Origin of the sequence: Aminobacter sp. MSH1 (assembly GCF_003071665.1) — a bacterium.
Taxonomy (GTDB): domain Bacteria; phylum Pseudomonadota; class Alphaproteobacteria; order Rhizobiales; family Rhizobiaceae; genus Aminobacter; species Aminobacter niigataensis.
Genome location: NZ_CP026265.1, coordinates 4,339,063 through 4,356,491, shown reverse-complemented (window position 1 = coordinate 4,356,491; position 17,429 = coordinate 4,339,063). Strand labels below are relative to the sequence as shown.

General features: G+C 65.7%; 17 protein-coding genes. 16 read left to right on the top strand and 1 reads right to left on the bottom strand.

The features are described from left to right. The first annotated feature begins 57 nt into the window (after nt 1–57). From CO731_RS21470 to CO731_RS21415, 12 genes are all read left to right on the top strand, one after another. Nucleotides 58–966 (top strand): SDR family oxidoreductase, encoded by a 909-nt coding sequence (locus CO731_RS21470; RefSeq protein WP_108608763.1) that lies wholly within the window; start codon nt 58–60, stop codon nt 964–966. 100 nt (nt 967–1,066) lie between these two features. Further along, nucleotides 1,067–1,348: a metal-sensing transcriptional repressor gene (locus CO731_RS21465; protein WP_108608762.1), complete on the top strand. Its 282-nt coding sequence runs from the start codon at nt 1,067–1,069 to the stop codon at nt 1,346–1,348. Between the two features lie 87 nt (nt 1,349–1,435). After that, nucleotides 1,436–2,755, top strand: a complete 1,320-nt coding sequence (locus CO731_RS21460) for an MFS transporter (protein ID WP_108608761.1) — start codon at nt 1,436–1,438, stop codon at nt 2,753–2,755. Between the two features lie 80 nt (nt 2,756–2,835). Next, nucleotides 2,836–3,216, top strand: coding sequence for a DUF2946 family protein (locus tag CO731_RS21455; protein WP_210205487.1), 381 nt, complete (start codon nt 2,836–2,838; stop codon nt 3,214–3,216). Nucleotides 3,217–3,270: 54 nt separating this feature from the next. Further along, complete coding sequence (locus CO731_RS21450) at nt 3,271–4,623, top strand: PepSY domain-containing protein (RefSeq protein WP_108608759.1); 1,353 nt, start codon at nt 3,271–3,273, stop codon at nt 4,621–4,623. Nucleotides 4,624–4,858: 235 nt separating this feature from the next. Then, complete coding sequence (locus CO731_RS21445; protein WP_245439447.1) at nt 4,859–6,058, top strand: MFS transporter; 1,200 nt, start codon at nt 4,859–4,861, stop codon at nt 6,056–6,058. Nucleotides 6,059–6,089: 31 nt separating this feature from the next. Continuing rightward, nucleotides 6,090–6,851 carry a DNA repair protein RecO gene (gene recO / locus CO731_RS21440; protein ID WP_108608758.1) on the top strand — a complete coding sequence of 254 codons (762 nt, stop codon included), beginning with the start codon at nt 6,090–6,092 and terminating at the stop codon, nt 6,849–6,851. After that, entirely contained in the window at nt 6,848–7,366 is a 519-nt protein-coding gene (locus tag CO731_RS21435; RefSeq protein WP_108608757.1) for a PaaI family thioesterase, read from the top strand. Before recO ends, CO731_RS21435 begins: the two co-directional genes overlap by 4 nt. A 26-nt stretch (nt 7,367–7,392) precedes the next feature. Then, nucleotides 7,393–10,125, top strand: coding sequence for a DUF2339 domain-containing protein (locus CO731_RS21430; protein ID WP_108608756.1), 2,733 nt, complete (start codon nt 7,393–7,395; stop codon nt 10,123–10,125). A gap of 306 nt (nt 10,126–10,431) precedes the next feature. Continuing rightward, nucleotides 10,432–11,061 (top strand): outer membrane protein, encoded by a 630-nt coding sequence (locus CO731_RS21425; RefSeq protein ID WP_245439445.1) that lies wholly within the window; start codon nt 10,432–10,434, stop codon nt 11,059–11,061. Nucleotides 11,062–11,167: 106 nt separating this feature from the next. Next, complete coding sequence (locus tag CO731_RS21420) at nt 11,168–11,413, top strand: type II toxin-antitoxin system VapB family antitoxin (protein ID WP_108608754.1); 246 nt, start codon at nt 11,168–11,170, stop codon at nt 11,411–11,413. Beyond that, on the top strand, nt 11,410–11,832 hold the full coding sequence (locus CO731_RS21415) for a type II toxin-antitoxin system VapC family toxin (RefSeq protein ID WP_199914498.1): 423 nt from the start codon (nt 11,410–11,412) through the stop codon (nt 11,830–11,832). The genes CO731_RS21420 and CO731_RS21415 overlap by 4 nt, the downstream gene beginning before the upstream one ends. Nucleotides 11,833–11,857: 25 nt before the next feature. Here CO731_RS21415 and CO731_RS21410 read toward each other — a convergent pair whose 3' ends face one another. Next, the gene (locus CO731_RS21410; RefSeq protein WP_108608753.1) at nt 11,858–13,099 is read right to left on the bottom strand and encodes an MFS transporter; all 1,242 of its coding nucleotides are present in this window, start codon (nt 13,097–13,099) and stop codon (nt 11,858–11,860) included. A 227-nt stretch (nt 13,100–13,326) separates the two neighbouring features. On the opposite strand from CO731_RS21410, the gene CO731_RS21405 reads away from it, so the two are divergent. The 4 genes from CO731_RS21405 (at nt 13,327) to CO731_RS21390 (ending at nt 17,378) form a co-directional block, all read left to right on the top strand. Beyond that, a complete protein-coding gene (locus CO731_RS21405) occupies nt 13,327–13,845 on the top strand; it encodes an RNA polymerase sigma factor (RefSeq protein WP_108608752.1) in 519 nt (172 codons plus the stop codon). Next, the gene (locus tag CO731_RS21400; RefSeq protein WP_108608751.1) at nt 13,842–14,636 is read left to right on the top strand and encodes an anti-sigma factor; all 795 of its coding nucleotides are present in this window, start codon (nt 13,842–13,844) and stop codon (nt 14,634–14,636) included. The genes CO731_RS21405 and CO731_RS21400 overlap by 4 nt, the downstream gene beginning before the upstream one ends. Before the next feature lie 178 nt (nt 14,637–14,814). Beyond that, nucleotides 14,815–15,921, top strand: coding sequence for a peptidase C39 family protein (locus CO731_RS21395; RefSeq protein ID WP_108608750.1), 1,107 nt, complete (start codon nt 14,815–14,817; stop codon nt 15,919–15,921). Further along, on the top strand, nt 15,918–17,378 hold the full coding sequence (locus CO731_RS21390) for a RimK family protein (RefSeq protein WP_108608749.1): 1,461 nt from the start codon (nt 15,918–15,920) through the stop codon (nt 17,376–17,378). The genes CO731_RS21395 and CO731_RS21390 overlap by 4 nt, the downstream gene beginning before the upstream one ends. Nucleotides 17,379–17,429 lie beyond the last annotated feature (51 nt).

Here is a 17,429-nt window from a genome sequence, read left to right as displayed (position 1 = left end):
ACGGCTTTGGTGCTGACTGCGAGCCAATTCGACGAAACGTAGTTTTGGGAGAGTTCGATGACGCTGCAAGACAAAGTTGCTCTCGTCGCCGGCGCGACGCGCGGGGCAGGGCGGGGCATAGCCACCGAATTGGGCGCTGCCGGCGCCACGGTCTATGTCACCGGACGAACCACCCGCGACCGCCAGTCCGAATATGCCCGGCCCGAGACGATCGAGGAAACCGCCGAGCTGGTCACCGCCGCCGGCGGCAAGGGCATTGCGGTGCGCGTCGACCATTTGCTGCAGGACGAGGTGCGCGACCTCGTCGCCCGTATCCGCAGGGAGCAGGGCCGGCTCGACGTCCTGGTCAACGACATCTGGGGCGGCGAGAAGCTCTTCGAATGGAACAAGCCGGTGTGGGATCACAATCTCGACAATGGCTTGCGGATGCTGAGACTATCCATCGATACGCATCTGATCACCGCGCATCACGCGCTGCCGCTGATGATCGAGAAGCCGGGCGGGCTTCTGGTCGAGGTGACCGACGGCACGGCCGAGTACAACGCCGTGAACTACCGCCTGTCGCCCTTCTACGACCTGTGCAAGTCGGCGGTGCTGCGCATGGCCTGGGCGCATGCCAAGGATCTCGTCCCGCATGGCGCGACCTCAGTGGCGATCACGCCGGGCTGGCTGCGCTCGGAGATGATGCTGGAGCATTTCGGCGTCACCGAAGCCAACTGGCGCGACGCGACCAGAAACATCCCGCATTTCGCCATCTCGGAGACGCCGCGCTTCGTCGGCCGAGCTGTGGCCGCACTTGCGGCCGATCCCGACGTGGCTCGCTGGAACGGCCAGTCCTTGTCGAGCGGCGGCCTGGCGCAGGTCTATGGCTTCACCGACCTCGACGGCTCCCGGCCGAATGCCTGGCCCTATGTCGTCGAGGTGCAGGATGCCGGCAAGCCGGCCGATACGACAGGCTATCGCTGAGAGCACGGCACGGCTGATTTCGCGTCACCTGCTTCAGCTATCCATAATTTGATGCGTTCAACGGATTGACCATATACTCCCCGGGGGGATAGCATCGGGCATGGCAGAACATCCGCATACCCACGCGTCCCATCCCGACACGGTCAAGCGGCTGAAGCGGGCCGAGGGCCATCTCCGCGGCATCATCGCCATGATCGAGGCTGGCCGGCCGTGCCTCGATGTCGCGCAGCAACTGCATGCGGTCGAAAAGGCCGTCGGCCAGGCCAAGCGCACGCTGATCCAGGACCATCTCGACCATTGCCTGGAGGAGGCAGTCGGGCCGCTGCCGCGCGAGCAGCGCCAGTCGATCGACGAGTTCAAGGAAATCACCAAGTACCTCTAGGACGGCGCCGCTGCCGGCCACGCCGGTCGCGCCCGATGCCGAACGACTGACTGGCCTTCGGGCCGCCGAAGACCGCCAGGGCGACAGATGCTCCAGATACTCTCCAACCGAACCTATCGCCATCTGTTCGCGGCACAGCTGATCGCCCTGATCGGCACCGGTCTGGCCACCGTCGCGCTCGGTCTTTTGGCCTATGAACTGGCGGGGCCGGATGCAGGCGTGGTGCTCGGCACCGCATTGGCGATCAAGATGATCGCTTTCGTCGCCGTGGCACCCGTGGCGGCGGCCTTTGCCGAGCGGCTGCCAAGGCGCTCGATGCTCGTTTGCCTCGACCTGGTGCGTGCGGCGGTGGTGCTGCTCTTGCCATTCGTCACCGAGGTCTGGCAGGTCTATGTGCTGATCTTCGTGCTGCAGTCGGCATCGGCCGGCTTCACCCCGGCGTTCCAGGCGACGATCCCCGACGTCCTGCCCGACGAGAAGGATTATACGCGTGCGCTGTCGCTGACCCGGCTTGCCTATGATCTCGAGAGCCTGGTCAGCCCCGTCCTGGCGGCGGCCCTGCTGACGGTGGTCAGCTTCCACGAGCTGTTCGCCGGCACCGTCGTTGGTTTTCTGGCCTCGGCGGCGCTGGTGGTCTCCGTCACGCTGCCCAGCCCGCACGCGACCGCCCCGCGCGGCATCTATGAGCGGACGACGCGCGGCTTGCGCATCTATCTCGCGACACCCCGGCTGCAGGGCCTGCTGGCCGTCAGCATGGCGGTTGCCGCCTCCGGCGCCATGGTGATCGTCAACACCGTCGTCATCGTGCAGGGCGAATACGGCCTGACGCAGCGATCGACGGCGATGGCGCTCGCTGCCTATGGCGCAGGCTCGATGGTGGCCGCGCTCATGCTGCCGAGGATCCTCGACCGGGTACCGGATCGCTCGATCATGCTGGCGGGCATATCCTTGTTGGCGGTCGGGCTCGTTTGCGGCACGCTGGTGCAGGGCTTCGCTTCGCTCATGCCGCTGTGGTTCGTCCTTGGCCTCGGCTATTCGATAGCACAGACCCCCGCGGGCAGGTTGCTCCGGCGCTCGTCGCGTCCCGAAGACAGGCCGGCGCTGTTCGCCGCCCAGTTCGCGCTGTCCCACGCCTGCTGGCTGGTCACCTATCCGCTCGCCGGCTGGCTCGGCGTGACGATTGGCCTGCCTGCGACCTTCGTCGTCATGGCCGGCATCGCTGCCGCAGCCGTCGCCATGGCATTGCTCCTGTGGCCGTCATCCGATCCCGATGTCGTCGACCACCACCATCATGGCCTTGACGACGACGATCCGCATTGGGCCGAAGGCGGACATCGCCTCGGGCACCGCCACGCCCATGGCTTCGTCATCGACACGCTCCACCACCAATGGCCGCGCCACGGCTGAGGCAAGCCTGGCACTCGTGCCGCAGTGACGCGGCTGTGGAATCGTGCCATTTCGCTGGCATGAAGGGGATGCGCCTCATCTTGCGGGACAGGCTGTCGGCTGGCGCCATCGCCGGCATGATCGCTTTCATGCTGCTGTTCCAGGCGCTGCTTTCAGGTGCAGCGACAGGTGCCATGGCGGCCTCCGCCGCCGATCCGCTCGGCGTCATCTGCACCATGGACGGCATGGGCCCGGCAGGCGGCGACCAGCAGCCCTCCCGCAGCCCCGCCGACTGTCCCTGCGGCACGCTCTGCCAGCTGGCGGCAGCAACAGTGCCCGGCCTGCCGGGCGAGCAGCTTGCCTTCATCATTGACCGACCCGAGGCGCAGGGCATCGTCGTTGCGGAGCCGCGGCATGCGGCACCCCAAGCCCTGCGCGGCCTGATCGCCGAGGCGAGGGCACCTCCGCACAACTCCGTCTGACGTCGAAACCTGCGGGCTCACGCGGCCCGCGCTTCCACGCCTATGGAGATATCAATGTCCGAAATCACCCTCGGACGGGAGAACGCCGCCGTGCGCTCCGCGTCCAACCTCTACCGCGCCGTCTGGCGCTGGCACTTCTACGCCGGGCTGCTGGTGCTGCCCTTCATGATCACGCTTGCCGTCACTGGCGCGCTCTATCTGTTCAAGGACGAGATCGACGCTGCCGTCTATTCCGACCTCAAGCGGGTCGCGGTCGAGCAGAGCAAAGCGACACCCGAAGCCATGGTGGACGCCGCACTGGCCGACTTTCCCGGTACGGCGGTGAAGTACCTCGACCCGGCAACGCCGGAGAGCCCGGCCGAGATCACGGTCGCCACGCCTGATTTCGGCAAGCTGGCCGTCTATGTGAACCCCTACAGCGGCGCCGTGTTGGGCGCCTTGCCCGACCGCGGCACCGTCATGTGGACCATTCGCTATCTGCACAGCCTGAAATATTTCGGCGACGGCGCGCGGCTGCTGATCGAGCTGGCCGCCGGCTGGTCGATCCTGCTGGTTGGCACCGGCATCTATCTGTGGTGGCCGCGTGGCAAGAAGGGCGGTGTCGTCACCGTGCGCGGCAATCCGAAGAACCGCATGTTCTGGCGCGACCTGCACGCGGTGACCGGACTGTTCGTCGGCTTCTTCATCGTATTCCTGGCGATCACCGGCATGCCCTGGTCGGGTGTCTGGGGCGAAAAGGTCAACGAGTGGGCCAACGGCAGCAATTTCGGCTACCCCTCGGGCGTGCGCGTCGACGTGCCGATGTCGGGCGAACATCTCGACCATGTCTCCAAGACGTCGTGGTCGCTGGAGCAGGCCAGGCTGCCGGAATCCTCTGAAGCCGCAGGCACGCCGATCGGGTTGGACAGAGCGGTCGAGACTTTCGACCGGCTAGGCTTGCATCGGGGTTATGCCGTCGCGATCCCGGGCAAGCCGACGGGCGTGTATACCGGCTCAGTCTATCCTGATGATGCCAGCCAGCAGCGGGTGATCCATCTCGACCAGTACAGCGGCGAGCCGCTGATCGACATGGGCTTTGCCGACTACGGTGCGGGTGGCAAATCGATGGAATGGGGCATCTCGGTGCATATGGGCCAGGAGCTCGGGCTGGCCAACCAGCTGGTGCTGCTGGCGGCCTGCCTGGGCATCGTGGTGCTGGCTGTCTCGGCCGGGGTGATGTGGTGGAAGCGCCGACCGGCGGGCTCGCTCGGCGTGCCGCCGCTGCCCGAGGACACGAGAGTGTTCCGCGGGCTGATCGCCATCCTCGCCATTGGCGGCATCGCCTTTCCGCTTGTCGGCATCTCGCTGCTGGTGATGCTGGCGCTCGACTGGGCCGGAACGCGCGTGCTGCGCCCCAGGCTGGCCTGACGCAAATGGCCGCCGTCTTCAGGGCGGCGGCCGTGGCGCAGGGCATTGCGGCCAGGTTTGCGTGCTGGCGCAAGGGGCTGGGCGAAGGGCCACTTCGTCCGCGATAAGCGACGGCTTGGCAGGTTGTACTTCGAGGGCGGTACAACTGGACCAAACGGCTTTGCTTGACCCGCCGTCTGTGATGGGGCACTGACGCCCTCCCGAAAAAGGCCCTCAATCCAAGACTGGCTAGACAATGACTCCCGGCAAGCATGGCGGCCATGCAGGCATCGCCTTCGCTCTCATCGTGACCAGCACTGTGCTCGGCATAGCCGGCACGGATCTCGTGCTGCCGGCCGTGCCGAGCCTGCCCGAGGTGCTGGGCGGAACCTATGGCCAGGCGCAGTTCGTGCTGGCGGCATTCGTCACCGGCTCGGCGGTCGGCCTGCTCGCCTTCGGCACGCTTGGCGCGCATTTCGACCAGCGCCGCCTGCTTGTGGCTTCGCTCGTCGCCTACGGCCTGGTCTCCGCGGTTGCCGGTATGAGCACGTCGCTCGACATGCTGATCGGCCTGCGCTTCCTGCAGGGCGCGGCGGGTTCGGCGGCTGCGGTTTTCGCGCCGGGCATGATCCGGGCGCTGTTTGGCGACGATCGCGCGGTCAGCAAGCTCGGCCTGCTCGGCTCCATCGAGTCGCTGACGCCGGCGCTTGCGCCTGTAGCTGGCGTGTGGCTGCTGTCGCTCGCCGGCTGGACCGCCTCGTTCGACGTCATTGCCGTGCTGGCGTTGCTGCTGGCAGCCGCTGTCGGCGCACTGAGCCGCCATCTGCCGGCGCTGACGACCGGCAAGGGAGCCGGCGGCTATGCCCATCTGCTGCGCGATGCCACCTTCCTGCGATACGCGGTAAGCCATGCCTTCACGCTCGGCGCGCTGCTGGTGATCGTCTTTGCCGCACCGACGGTGTTCGTCGCCGCACTTGGCGCCGGGCTCAAGGATCATCATGCAGATCACGGGCATCGCCACCTTCATCGTCGCAGCCAACTGGACAGGCCGGCTGACCGGGCGCTTCGGCGCCGAACGCATGATCTGGTTCGGCACCGGCCTGTCCGCGCTTGGTGGCGTGGCGATGCTCGCCTATGCGCTGATGGGCGGCGCCAACACGTTGGTGGTGACCGCATTGTTTGTGCCTTTCAACCTCGGCCTCGGCTTCCGCGGTCCGCCTGGCTTCCACCGCGCCGTGGTGGCATCGCAGGGCGACGATGCCCGCGGTGCAGCCTTGGTGGTGGTCGCCATCCTCGGCACCACGGCGGCGGGCACCGCGGCGGTTGCGCCCTTCATCACGCTCGGCCTGCTGCCGCTTGCCATTGCGGCAGCAGCGCTGGTCGTTGCGGCATTGCTGCTTATCGCCCTCATCCCGCCGCTGCCGGAACGGTGATTGCGCCGCGCCATTATTCTTGATTTCGCCGCGCAACCGGCTGATGGTCCGGCCATGGAATGGCGCGACGAAGGAATCATCCTCGGCACCCGCAAGCATGGCGAAACCTCGGCCGTGCTCGAGGTGATGACGCGTGCGCATGGCCGGCATCTCGGCCTGGTACGCGGCGGCCGCTCGCGCAAGCAGCAACCCGTGCTACAGGCCGGCAACCGCGTCGACCTGATCTGGCGGGCGCGGCTCGACGAGCATCTAGGCACTTTCCAGGCCGAGCCGATCGAGCTCAATGCCGCCAGGCTGATCGACAGTGCCGTGGCCGTCTACGCCCTGCAGACGCTGGCCGCGCATTTGAGGCTCTTGCCAGAGCGCGACCCGCATGCCGGTCTCTACGAAACGCTGGCGATCCTGATCGCGCATCTCAACGACGCCGAAGCTGTCGGCGAACTGGTGGTGCGCTTCGAGCTTCTGGTGCTCGACGAACTCGGCTTCGGTCTCGACCTCTCCGAATGTGCCGCCACCGGCGCCCTCGAGGATTTGACCTATGTCTCGCCGAAGTCGGGCCGCGCCGTATCGCACGCCGCCGGCGAGCCGTGGCGCGACAAGCTGCTCCCGCTGCCGCTGTTCCTGCAGCGCGGCGCGCGGCAAGGGGCCGACCTCGCGGCGATCGAGGATGCGTTCCGGCTGTCGAGCTTCTTCTTTGCCCGCCACGTCTACGAGCCACGCGGCATCGAGGTGCCCGATGCCCGCAGCGGCCTGCTGATGGCGCTGAGGAAATTCTATGCTGCCCAAGCCATCTCCCGTGGAGACACCGCCGCATGAGCGACGTCGAACTGTTTCCCGGCCATGTCTCGCCGCTTGGCCTGGGCACGATCCCGCATGAGGACGTGCATCTTTATTCCGGCAGGGAACTGCTCCAGCGCGTGGTCGAGGGGCTCTATCCGGCGCCCCCGATCGCCGCGGTGCTGAATTTTGCCCTGACCGGCGTGGAAGAGGGGCGGACGGTGTTTCGCGGCGTGCCCAACAAGCGCCATCTCAATCCGCTCGGCATGGTGCATGGCGGCTGGGCGGCGACGCTGCTCGATTCGGCGCTCGGCTGCGCCGTGCACAGCACGCTTGCAAAAGGCGAGGCCTACACCACGGTCGAGTTCAAGGTGAACCTGACGCGGCCGATCACGCCCGACACCGGCGAGATCGTCTGCGAAGGCAGGGTGATCCACAAAGGGCGCACGCTCGCCGTGTCCGAGGCGACGCTGAAGGACAGCAACGGCAAGCTGCTCGCCTTCGGCACCGAAACATGTTCGATCTTTCCCGTCGCCAATCTGGCGGCGCGGTGAGCCGGCCAATCTGAGGGGGAACGGCCATGCTTGAGAGCCTTCTGGGCGTCATCGCCATTGTCGCGCTGTTCATCATCATATCGAAGCAGCAGTCGCGGCTCGGCCTGCTCGAACGCGAACTGGGCGCGCTGCGCAGCCTGGTGCTGTCGGGGGCCGTGCCTGCACCGGCTGCAAAGGCTGCCGAGGTTTCGACGGAGACGGCGGAGCCAGGGGTGCCCGAGGCGCTGGCTGCAGCGGTAGCGGACGTGCCTGCCAAGGCGGAGCTGGCAATCGCGGCTGCCCCGGACGCAGACGTCGCGGCAGAGCTGCCCGCGGCGGCCAATGCCGAAGCTGAAGCCGGCGAGGCAGGGCCGTGGGGCGGCACGCAGGCACCTTCCACGCCGGAGCCAGCGCCCGCGCCGGCCAGACCCGATATCGAAACGGCGCTTGGCACGCGCTGGGCGGTGTGGGTCGGCGGGTTGGCGCTTGCATTCGGCGGCGTGTTCCTGATCCGCTATTCGATCGAATCCGGCCTGTTCGGCCCCGGCGCGCGCCTGACCATGGCTGCACTGCTCGGCCTGGTGCTGGTCGGCGGCGGCGAGTTCATCCGCCGCACCGGCTTCCGCGTGCCGATCCAGAATGGCGGCAGCGCCTATATCCCGGCGATCCTGACGGCAGCAGGCGCCTTTACCCTGTTCGGCACCATCTATGCCGCGCACGGGCTCTATGGCTTCATCGGTGCCGGAACCGCCTTCGTCCTGCTTGGCATCGTCGGCGTAGCGACGATCGGCGCCGCACTCGCCCACGGTCAGCCGCTGGCGGGCCTCGGCCTGCTTGGCGCGATGGTGACACCGGCGCTGATTGCGTCCGCGGCGCCCAATTTCTGGGCCCTATTCGGCTACCTCGCCATCGTTCTCGTCGCGACCGCGGCGGTCGCCCGGACGCGCAGATGGTCGCTGCTGATGGGGGCAGCCTTCATAGGCACCGGCCTGTGGACGCTGCTCTACCTCGCCGATGCGCCATTGGCCGATTTCACCATCATCCTGTTCATCAGTGCGGTCACGCTGGCGGCACTCGCCCTGCTGTGGCTTGGACGCCGCGACGACATGACGGCGCTGGACTGGCCGTCGATGGTGCCGGCCTTTTTCGTGGCCGTGACCGCCATGGTGCTGTTCATCCACCCGACCTACGCCGCGCTCGGCGGGCCGCTGCGCGGGACCATTCTATTGGTCGGCTTGCTGGCGGTGGCGCTTTACCGGCCGGCTGCTGTTTCGCTGCTGTTTGCGGCAGGCATCGCGACAGTGCTGGTCTATCTGCGCAACGCGCTGGGCGGCACCTTCGAGCTCGACCTGCCGATTGGCGGGCTGATGGTCGAGGGCCTGCCGATCGAGATCGCCGGTACGTCGCTGACCCGCATCGGCTGGCTGCTTGGGCTCGTCTTTGCCGGCACCGGCCTGTGGAGCGCGCATCGGCTGGCGGCGACGGCGCCCTGGCGCGCGGCAGCCTGGGCCGGGTGGGGCGTGGCGGTGCCGCTGGTCGTGCTGACTTCGCTCTGGATCGCCTATGGCAACCCCGACCGCGATCTCCTGCGCGCGCTCATCTCAGCCGTCCTGGTCGCTGGCTTCATTGCCGGCGGCGAATGGATCGCCCGTGCCGAACAGCCGCCGCTCCAGGGCGGGCCGGCGGTCTCCTTCGTGCTTGGCGGGGCAGGGGTGGCGCTGCTGCTGGCCCTCCACATGGGCTTCGGTTCGGGCCTGACCACGGTCCTGCTTGGCCTTGCGGCGGTGGTTCCGGCACTGGCGACGCGGCAGCGTGCCTACCCGGTGCTCGGTTGGCTGAGCGTCGGGGCGGCGGTTGCCGTGCTGGCGCGGATCGCCTTCGACCCGACGGTTGTCGGGGCGGACAGGCTCGGCATGACGCCCGTCTTCAACTGGATCCTGCCCGGCTACGGCATCCCGGCAATTGCCTTCGGCTTCGCCGCCTGGCAGCTGGCACGTACCACCAACGGCCGGCCGCGGCTGGTCATGGAGGCGGTGGCCGCCCTGTTTTCGCTGCTGACCGTGGCGATGCTGGTGCGCCATGCGATGAATGGCGGCGTCATCACCTCGGACGCACCGACGCTGGCCGAACAGGCGATCTACACGCTGATCGCGCTCGGCGGCGGCGGCATCCTGGTGGCGCTCGACATGCGTTCGCCGAGCCCGGTGCTGCGCTATGGCTCGCTCGCCATCGGCGTGCTGTCGGTGCTTTCTGTGCTGGGCCAGCACTTCCTGGTGCTCAATCCGCTGTTCACCGACGAAGGCACGGGCAGCATTCCATTCTTCAACCTCTTGTTCCTCGCCTATCTCCTGCCGGCGTTGGCAGCAGCAGCGTTGGCGTACTACGCCAGGGGCAAGCGGCCGAAATGGTATTCGGCGATGCTGGCCTTTGTCGCCGCACTGCTCGCCTTTGCCTATGCCACGCTGTCGGTGCGCCGTCTGTTCCAGGGCGATCATATCGGCCTGTGGGCAGGCCTCGGCCAGGTCGAGACCTATTCCTATTCGGCGCTGTGGCTAGCCATGGGCGTCGGCCTGCTGGTCGCCGGCGTGACACTGAAGTCGCAGGTGCTGCGCATCGCCTCGGCGGCGTTGATCTCGATCGCCGTGGCAAAGGTCTTCCTGTTCGACATGTCCGAACTGGAAGGCGTGCTGCGCGCGCTGTCCTTCATCGGGCTGGGCGCTGTGCTGATCGGCATCGGGCTGTTCTACCAGCGCCTGCTGACGCGGGCGGCGCGCTCGTAGCGCAGGGAAAGTCAATGTAGATTGCTGGAAGGTCGAAGCGCTGCACGGCTTGCCTTCGATGCCTGGTGCGGCATGCCGTTAACCATCTGTTAACATTACCGAAAGATTGCCTGATCGGATCGGCATTTATTAAGATCGCGCAAGGTTTCGGCAACGAATGGCGACGAAGGTCGCCTCGCGCCAATGATATGGCGCACGGGACTCGGCCTGCGGACTTCCTCCCCCGTTTGCCGCTGCGTCGAAGCCCGTCACAGGACAGCAGAGCCTCGGGCTTTGCTGTCCCAAGCAATGTCGGAGCACTACATCATGTCCAAGCGAAATCTGTATTTAGTCCTCTTCGCGGCCCTCGCGCCTTTTATCACCCCCGTCGTTGCCAGTGCGGCCGACGTGGCATCGGATTACTCCCAGGAAAGCTCTGGCGCCTATGACTGGTCGGGCATCTATGGTGGCGGCCATGTCGGGCTTTCCAATGACGGTTTCCCGAACCCGTTCTCGAGCAAGACCGGCTGGCAGCTTGGCGGCCAGGTCGGCGCCAATTTCCAGTCCGGAATGTTCGTATACGGCGCTGAAGCCGACGCCAGCTTCTCCAACGGAACTCGCCACAACATCGCCAATGGCGCCCAGCTCGAGCGCAAGTTCGACGCCGCCGCCAAGGCCCGCGCCGGCGTCGCGATAGATCGCACGCTGGTCTACGGAACCGCCGGCTACGGCGTCTCCAAGTTTGACGCCAGGCGCAACGTCACCTCCGGCAGCAACTGGGAAGGCGGCCTCCTGCTCGGCGCCGGCGTCGAACAGGCGATCAGCGACAAGGTCACCGCCAAGATCGAGTACAACCGTGTCGACTATGGCAAGGTGCGGTCGACCGTCGGCGGCGTCAAGCAGGCCGACGAGCTCGACAGCAACACGCTGAAGGCCGGCCTGAACTACCGGTTCTGAGCGACCTAGGCACTTCCGAAGGCGGGCATGCAGGTCATGCCCGCCTTTTTTATACTTGAATGAATATGCGTTGAGGAATATCTGTATATCCAGAAGGGATATGTAGATGCCTCTCTACATCAGAGATAACGAAGTCGATGCGCTGGCAGCCGAATTGCAGGCCGTATCCGGCGCCGCGAGCAAGACCGAAGCGGTGCGGACCGCACTGCTTCACGAGCTTGCTCGCAACCGCGCCAAGATCCCCCTGCGCAATCGCCTTGCCAAACTGCAGGCGAGAGTGGCGGAGCTGGGCCTGCCCGACCGCGACTTCGACATGAAGAAGTTCACCGACGAAATGTGGGACGGCGAGTGATTTTCATCGACGCGTCCGTCATCGTTGCCGTCCTCAACCAGGAGCCGGGCTGGGAGGAACTGGTCAAGCAACTCACCAGCGCCGCCGGCGAGAGATACGTTTCGCCGCTGGTTCGTTTCGAAGCAATCATGTCGCTTGCTCGGGCCAGGGCCGGTGGTGGCCGGAAGCCGGCCCCGGAGCTTGTCTTGCAGGCAGGGCAGGTGGTTGACGACTTCATGGTCGAGATCGACGCCCAGGAGATCCCGATTTCGGATGAGATCGGACGGGCGGCGGTCGATGCCGCAACACGCTACGGCAAGGCGGTCGGCCATTCCGCCGATCTCAACTTCGGCGACTGCTTTGCCTATGCCTGCGCCAAGGCGTTGAAGGCGAAGCTAGTCTACAAAGGCAACGACTTCGCCCAGACCGACCTGGCCTGATCGGACGTCAGGCCAGGAACCGGTACTACTCCGCCGGCACCAGTGCCGGATGCCTGGCGACGGGGCGTTCCTTGATCGGCCAGTGAACGGCGGCGGCGAACAGCCCAAGGGCGACGCCAAGCCACCACACCGCGTCGTAGGAGCCGAAGTGGTCGTAGAGGTAGCCGCCGAGCCAGACGCCGAGGAACGAACCGATCTGGTGCGAGAAGAAGACGATGCCGCCCAGCATGCCGAGGTGGCGGGTGCCGAACATGATGGCGACGAGGCCATTGGTCGGCGGCACTGTCGACAGCCAGAGCAACCCCATGATGATGGCGAAGATGACGACGCTGGTCGGCGTCTGCGGCAGCAGCAGGAACGCCGCGACGAGTGCCGACCGGGCGAGATAGATCCAGGCGAGGAAGCGAGGTTTCGAGTACTTCTGGCCGATGATGCCGGAGGCAAGCGAGCCGATGATGTTGAAGAAGCCGATCAGGGCGAGCGCGATCACCGCATAGCGGGCGTCGATGCCGATGTCCCTGATATAGGCCGGGAAATGGGCGGTGATGAAGGCGACCTGGAAGCCGCAGACGAAGAAGCCCGAAACCAGGAGCATGTAGCTCCTGTGGCCGAAGGCTTCTGACAAGGCCTGGCTGAGCGTCTGCTGGATTTCGGCCTGGGAGACCTTGCCCGAGCTGGAATTGCCGATCAGCGGGATCGCCAGCACCGGGATGACCAGCATGGCGATGGACATGTAGACGAGCGTATCGGACCAGCCATAGGCATCGATCAGGCCCTGGCTGATCGGGGCGAAGATGAACATGCCGGCCGACCCGGCGGCGGTGCCGATGCCGAAGACCATGCTGCGGTTGTTCGGGTTGGTGTTGCGGGCAAAGGCCGCCAGCACGATGCTGAAAGAACCGGCGGCGACGCCGAGGCCCACGAGCACGCCGCCGCTCAGGTGCAGCATGCCGGGGCTGTCGGCAGAGGCCATCAGATAGAGGCCGAGCGCATAAAGCACCGCGCCGAGCGTCAGCACGCGCCATGTGCCGAAGCGGTCGGCGATCGCGCCGAAGATCGGCTGTCCCAGGCCCCAGCACAGGTTCTGGATCGCCATGGCGAGACCGAACGTGGTGCGGTCCCAGCCTTTTTCGGCGAGCATCGGCAATTGGAAGAAGCCCATCGCCGAACGCGGCCCGAAGGTAAGCGCCGCGATCAGGCAGCCGCAGATGATGATCAGCCACGGCACTGTATTGCCCGACCTGGTGGTTGCCGCCGCTGCCGTCATCGTCGCTTCTCCCGTGAGGAAGCCACTTTTAGCCGATCCCATCGCATGTTCAAAATCAATTGAACTAGCGCATGCTTCAACATTTCTGATGGATGGGAATAGGAGGGCCGCAGCAAGCGTTAGTTGCATGCTTGGGTGATTGGCGGCTGAATTCGACGGCCGCTTGCGTCGCTGAGGCAAGGCGCGTTCTATCAGCACGTTCAAAGGGCGATCCACGATCCGCAGTGATGGAAGAAAAGAAGGCAGCGATACTTCAGGAAATCCCGCGCCTGCGGCGCTATGCGCGCGCGCTGCTGCGCGACCGCGACTCTGCCGATGATCTCGTCCAGGATTGCCTCGAACGGGCATTGATGCGCCTGGACAACTGGCGAACGGGAGAAAGCCCTAGGAGGTGGCTGTTTACGATCATGCATCATCTGTTCATCGACCAGATGCGAAAGGTGAAACGCCGCGGTGAAGCGGCGGTCCTGCCGCTCGACGCCAGCGAGGCGATGGCAACGCCGGCCATCCAGGCTGAAAGCGCGGCCTCGCGTGAAATCGTCGACGCCTTGCAGCAGATCAGCCCCGACCGGCGCGCCGCACTGGTGATGGTCGCCATCGAAGGATTTTCCTATGCCGAGGCGGCAACGATGCTGGGCGTGCCCGCCGGCACGCTGATGTCGCGCATTGCCCGGGGCCGCGAGGAACTGCGGGCGCTGCTCGACGACCAGGCGCGGCGCCGGACGATAAGGATCGTCGAGAAATGAACGCGCGCAGCTTCACCGACCGCGATATCCACCTGGCGCTCGATGGCGAGCTGCCGGAGGACGAGCGCGCCGCCTACCAGGCCTGGCTGGAAGCCAATCCCGACATGAAGGCGAGGAGCCTGCGTTTCGCCGCCGACAATGCCGCCTTGCGCGGCCTGTTCACGGGCGTCCTCGACGAGCCCGTGCCGGCGCGGCTGACGGCAGTGGTCAAGGGCGATGCGCCGAAGCGCAAGGGCACGCCGCCATGGTGGCGCATGGCTGCGGCGGCAGCACTTCTGGTCGCCGGCGGTCTCGGCGGATATCTGGTCGGAGCGAGCGGTTTCGGCTTTGGTCCCGATTCCGACGATCGCATGGCCGAATTGGCGATTGCCGCGCATCAGACCTTTGCCGCCGACAAGAACCGGCCGGTCGAGGTCGACGGCAGCGATCCGGCCTACCTGACCGGCTGGCTGTCGAAGCGGACCGGGCTGAAGCTGGTGGCGCCGGATCTCAGCGTCAATGGCTTCCAGCTCCTGGGCGGACGCCTGGTGCCGGCCGAAGGCAGTACGGCGGCGCTGATGCTCTACGCCGACGCGCAGGGCAATCGTATTTCCGTCTATGTCACCACCGGCGGCAGCGAGCTCTCGAAGGGCACTTATACGCTCGCGGGCGGTGGCCCCGAAGCCGTCTACTGGCAGGAAAAGGGCTATGGCTGCGCCGTCGTCGGAACCCTGCCGCCAGCGGAACTCCGGCTGGTTGCGAAGGATGCCTACAAGCAATTGCTCGCAGGGGCGGGCCTGAGCCAGTCATAGGACGCACCGATATTTCGGCGTCCTTTCCTACGAGATTCATATCCCTCCAGCCCGGGCGTCATGTCACAATAAGGCCCGAATCGAGGCGTGACTGCGCTGGCAATGCGAGCGCGAGCGTGCTTCGCAGGGGCATATCCTTCCGGGCATTTCTCCGCCCAATCGAGGTCCTCAGAACCGCATGGTTGCCGACATCCGTACGGCCCGCGCAGAAGATGTCGATGCGCTCGTCGCCATCGAGAACGCCGTCTTTGATGGCGACAGGATTTCCCGCCGCTCCTTTCGCCAACTGATCGATCACGAAACCGCCGAGGCGCTTGTCGCCGAGGTCGACGGACGTGTCGCCGGCTACGCCATGGTGCTGTTTCGCAAGGGCAGCGGCGTGGCGCGGCTTTACTCCTTCGCCATCGGCCCGGATTTCGGTGGCAAGGGGCTTGGCCGCCTCCTGCTCGATGCCGCCGAGCATGTCGCCTATGGGCACGGCCGCATGATGATGCGGCTCGAGGTGCGCGAGGACAATCAGCGCGCCATTGGCCTCTACGAGCGGAACGGCTATCGCAGGATCGGCCACGAGCCCGACTACTACGAAGACGGCATGGTCGCACTTCGCTTCGAAAAGACGCTGCGCGGCGACGTGCCCATTGCCACGAATGTGCCGTTCTACGCCCAGACCTGCGACTTCACCTGCGGGCCGTGCTGCCTGATGATGGCGATGGCCAATTTCGACCGCAAGTTCGTGCCGGACCCTGTGATGGAGGTTCGGCTGTGGCGCGAGGCGACGACCATCTTCATGATGTCGGGGCCCGGCGGCTGCGAGCCGTTTGGCCTTGCGGTGGCGGCGCACGAGGCGGGGCTCGGCACCGAGATCCTCGTCTCGGCGGAGGGCGTGCTGTTCCTGCAGTCGGTCCGCACCGCCGAAAAGCGGCGGGTCATGGAGTTGGCGCAGGCCGACTTCCGCAACCGCGCCGAGAAATACGCGATTCCCGTGACCTACCGCCCGTTCGGCATCGACGACATCAGGTCGAGGCTCGCCGAAGGCAAGCTCGTGCTGGTGCTGATCTCGGGATTCCTGATGTTCGGCAAGAAGGTGCCGCACTGGGTTCTGGCCATCGGCGACGATGGCGGCCACATCCTGATCCACGACCCGTGGATCGAGGACGAACAGCGCGAGACGGCATCTGACGCCGCCAACATTCCGGTTCCCTACGACATCTTCATGCGCATGGCGCAGTTCGGCCGCGATGGCCTGCGCGCCGCAATCATTCTCGGAAAGCTTAGGAAACGATGACCTGGGTCATTCTTACCGGCCGCCAAAGCGATCTCGACCAGACGGCGACGCCGCACAAGATCATCACCAACCGCGACTATCTCGCCCATCCCTCGCTGTTTCGCGGCCAGCGGCCGAAGGTGATCAACCTGTCGAACCGCTACAGCTACCAGAGCCGGGGTTACTACGCCTCGCTGCTGGCGAGCTCGCGCGGGCACAAGGTGATCCCGACGGTCGAGACCATGATCGACCTGTCGGAGCGCAAGCTCTACGAAAACGCGCTGCCGGAACTGGAGCTGGCGCTGAACAAATGCCGCAAGGATCTGGGCGGCAGCTTTCCGGCCAAGGCGACGATCTTCTTCGGCATCGGCCCGTCCAAGGCCTGGGATCGTTTTGCCAAGCTTCTGTTCGACTGGTTCCGCGCGCCGGCGCTGGAAGTGGCGATCAAGGACGGCGAATGGGCTGCGATCCACAAGATCGGCTTTGCTGCGCTCGGCCGGCTCGACGACGCCGACAAGAAGCGCTTCGTGGCAGCCCTCGACACCTATACCAGCCGGGAATGGCGCGACACCAAGGCCCGCACGCCTTCGCGCTTCACCTTTGCCACCCTGATAGACCCACACGAGCAGCTGCCGCCTTCGGCGATCTCGTCGCTGCGCCACTGGGCCCGCATCGCCGAGAAGATGGGCGTCGAGGTCGAGCCGATCACCAAGAAGGACCTCGCCAAGCTTGCCAACTACGACGCGCTGTTCATCCGCGAGACGACGTCGATCTCGAACCACACCTATCGCTTCGCCCGCCGCGCACAGCAGGAGGGCATGCCTGTCATCGACGACCCGCTGTCGATGATCCGCTGCACCAACAAGGTCTATCTCAACGAACTGATGGCCTACAACAACGTGCCGGTGCCGCCGACGGTGATGATCGCCGGGCCATCGGACCTGCAGTTCGCGGCCGATACGCTCGGTTTTCCGCTGGTGCTGAAGATTCCCGACAGCTCGTTCTCGCGCGGCGTCAAGAAGGCTTCGAACTTCGACGAGCTGAAGGCGCTGGCGACGGCGTGGCTCGAGGATTCCGATCTGCTGATCGCCCAGAAGTTCATGCCGACGCAATATGACTGGCGCGTCGGCGTGCTCGGCGGCCAGCCGCTGTTTGCCATCCACTACCTGATGGCCAAGAAGCACTGGCAGATCGTCAATCACGACAGCAAGGGCAAGCCGGTCGAGGGCGGCATCAAGACGTTCACGCTCAAGCATGCACCGGCACATGTCATCGACACCGCCGTGCGCGCCGCGCGCTGCATCGGCGACGGGCTCTATGGCGTCGACCTCAAGGAGACAAAGGACGGCGTGTTCGTCATCGAAGTCAACGACAACCCCAACCTCGACCACGGCGTCGAGGATTCGGGCGAGAAGGACGAGATCTGGGTGCGGCTGACCCAGTGGTTCCTCGACCGGCTGGAGCGCAACGGCAAGTAGCCTGAAATCATTATACCAAATGGTTGATCATTCGGAATGGTGGTGCTACAT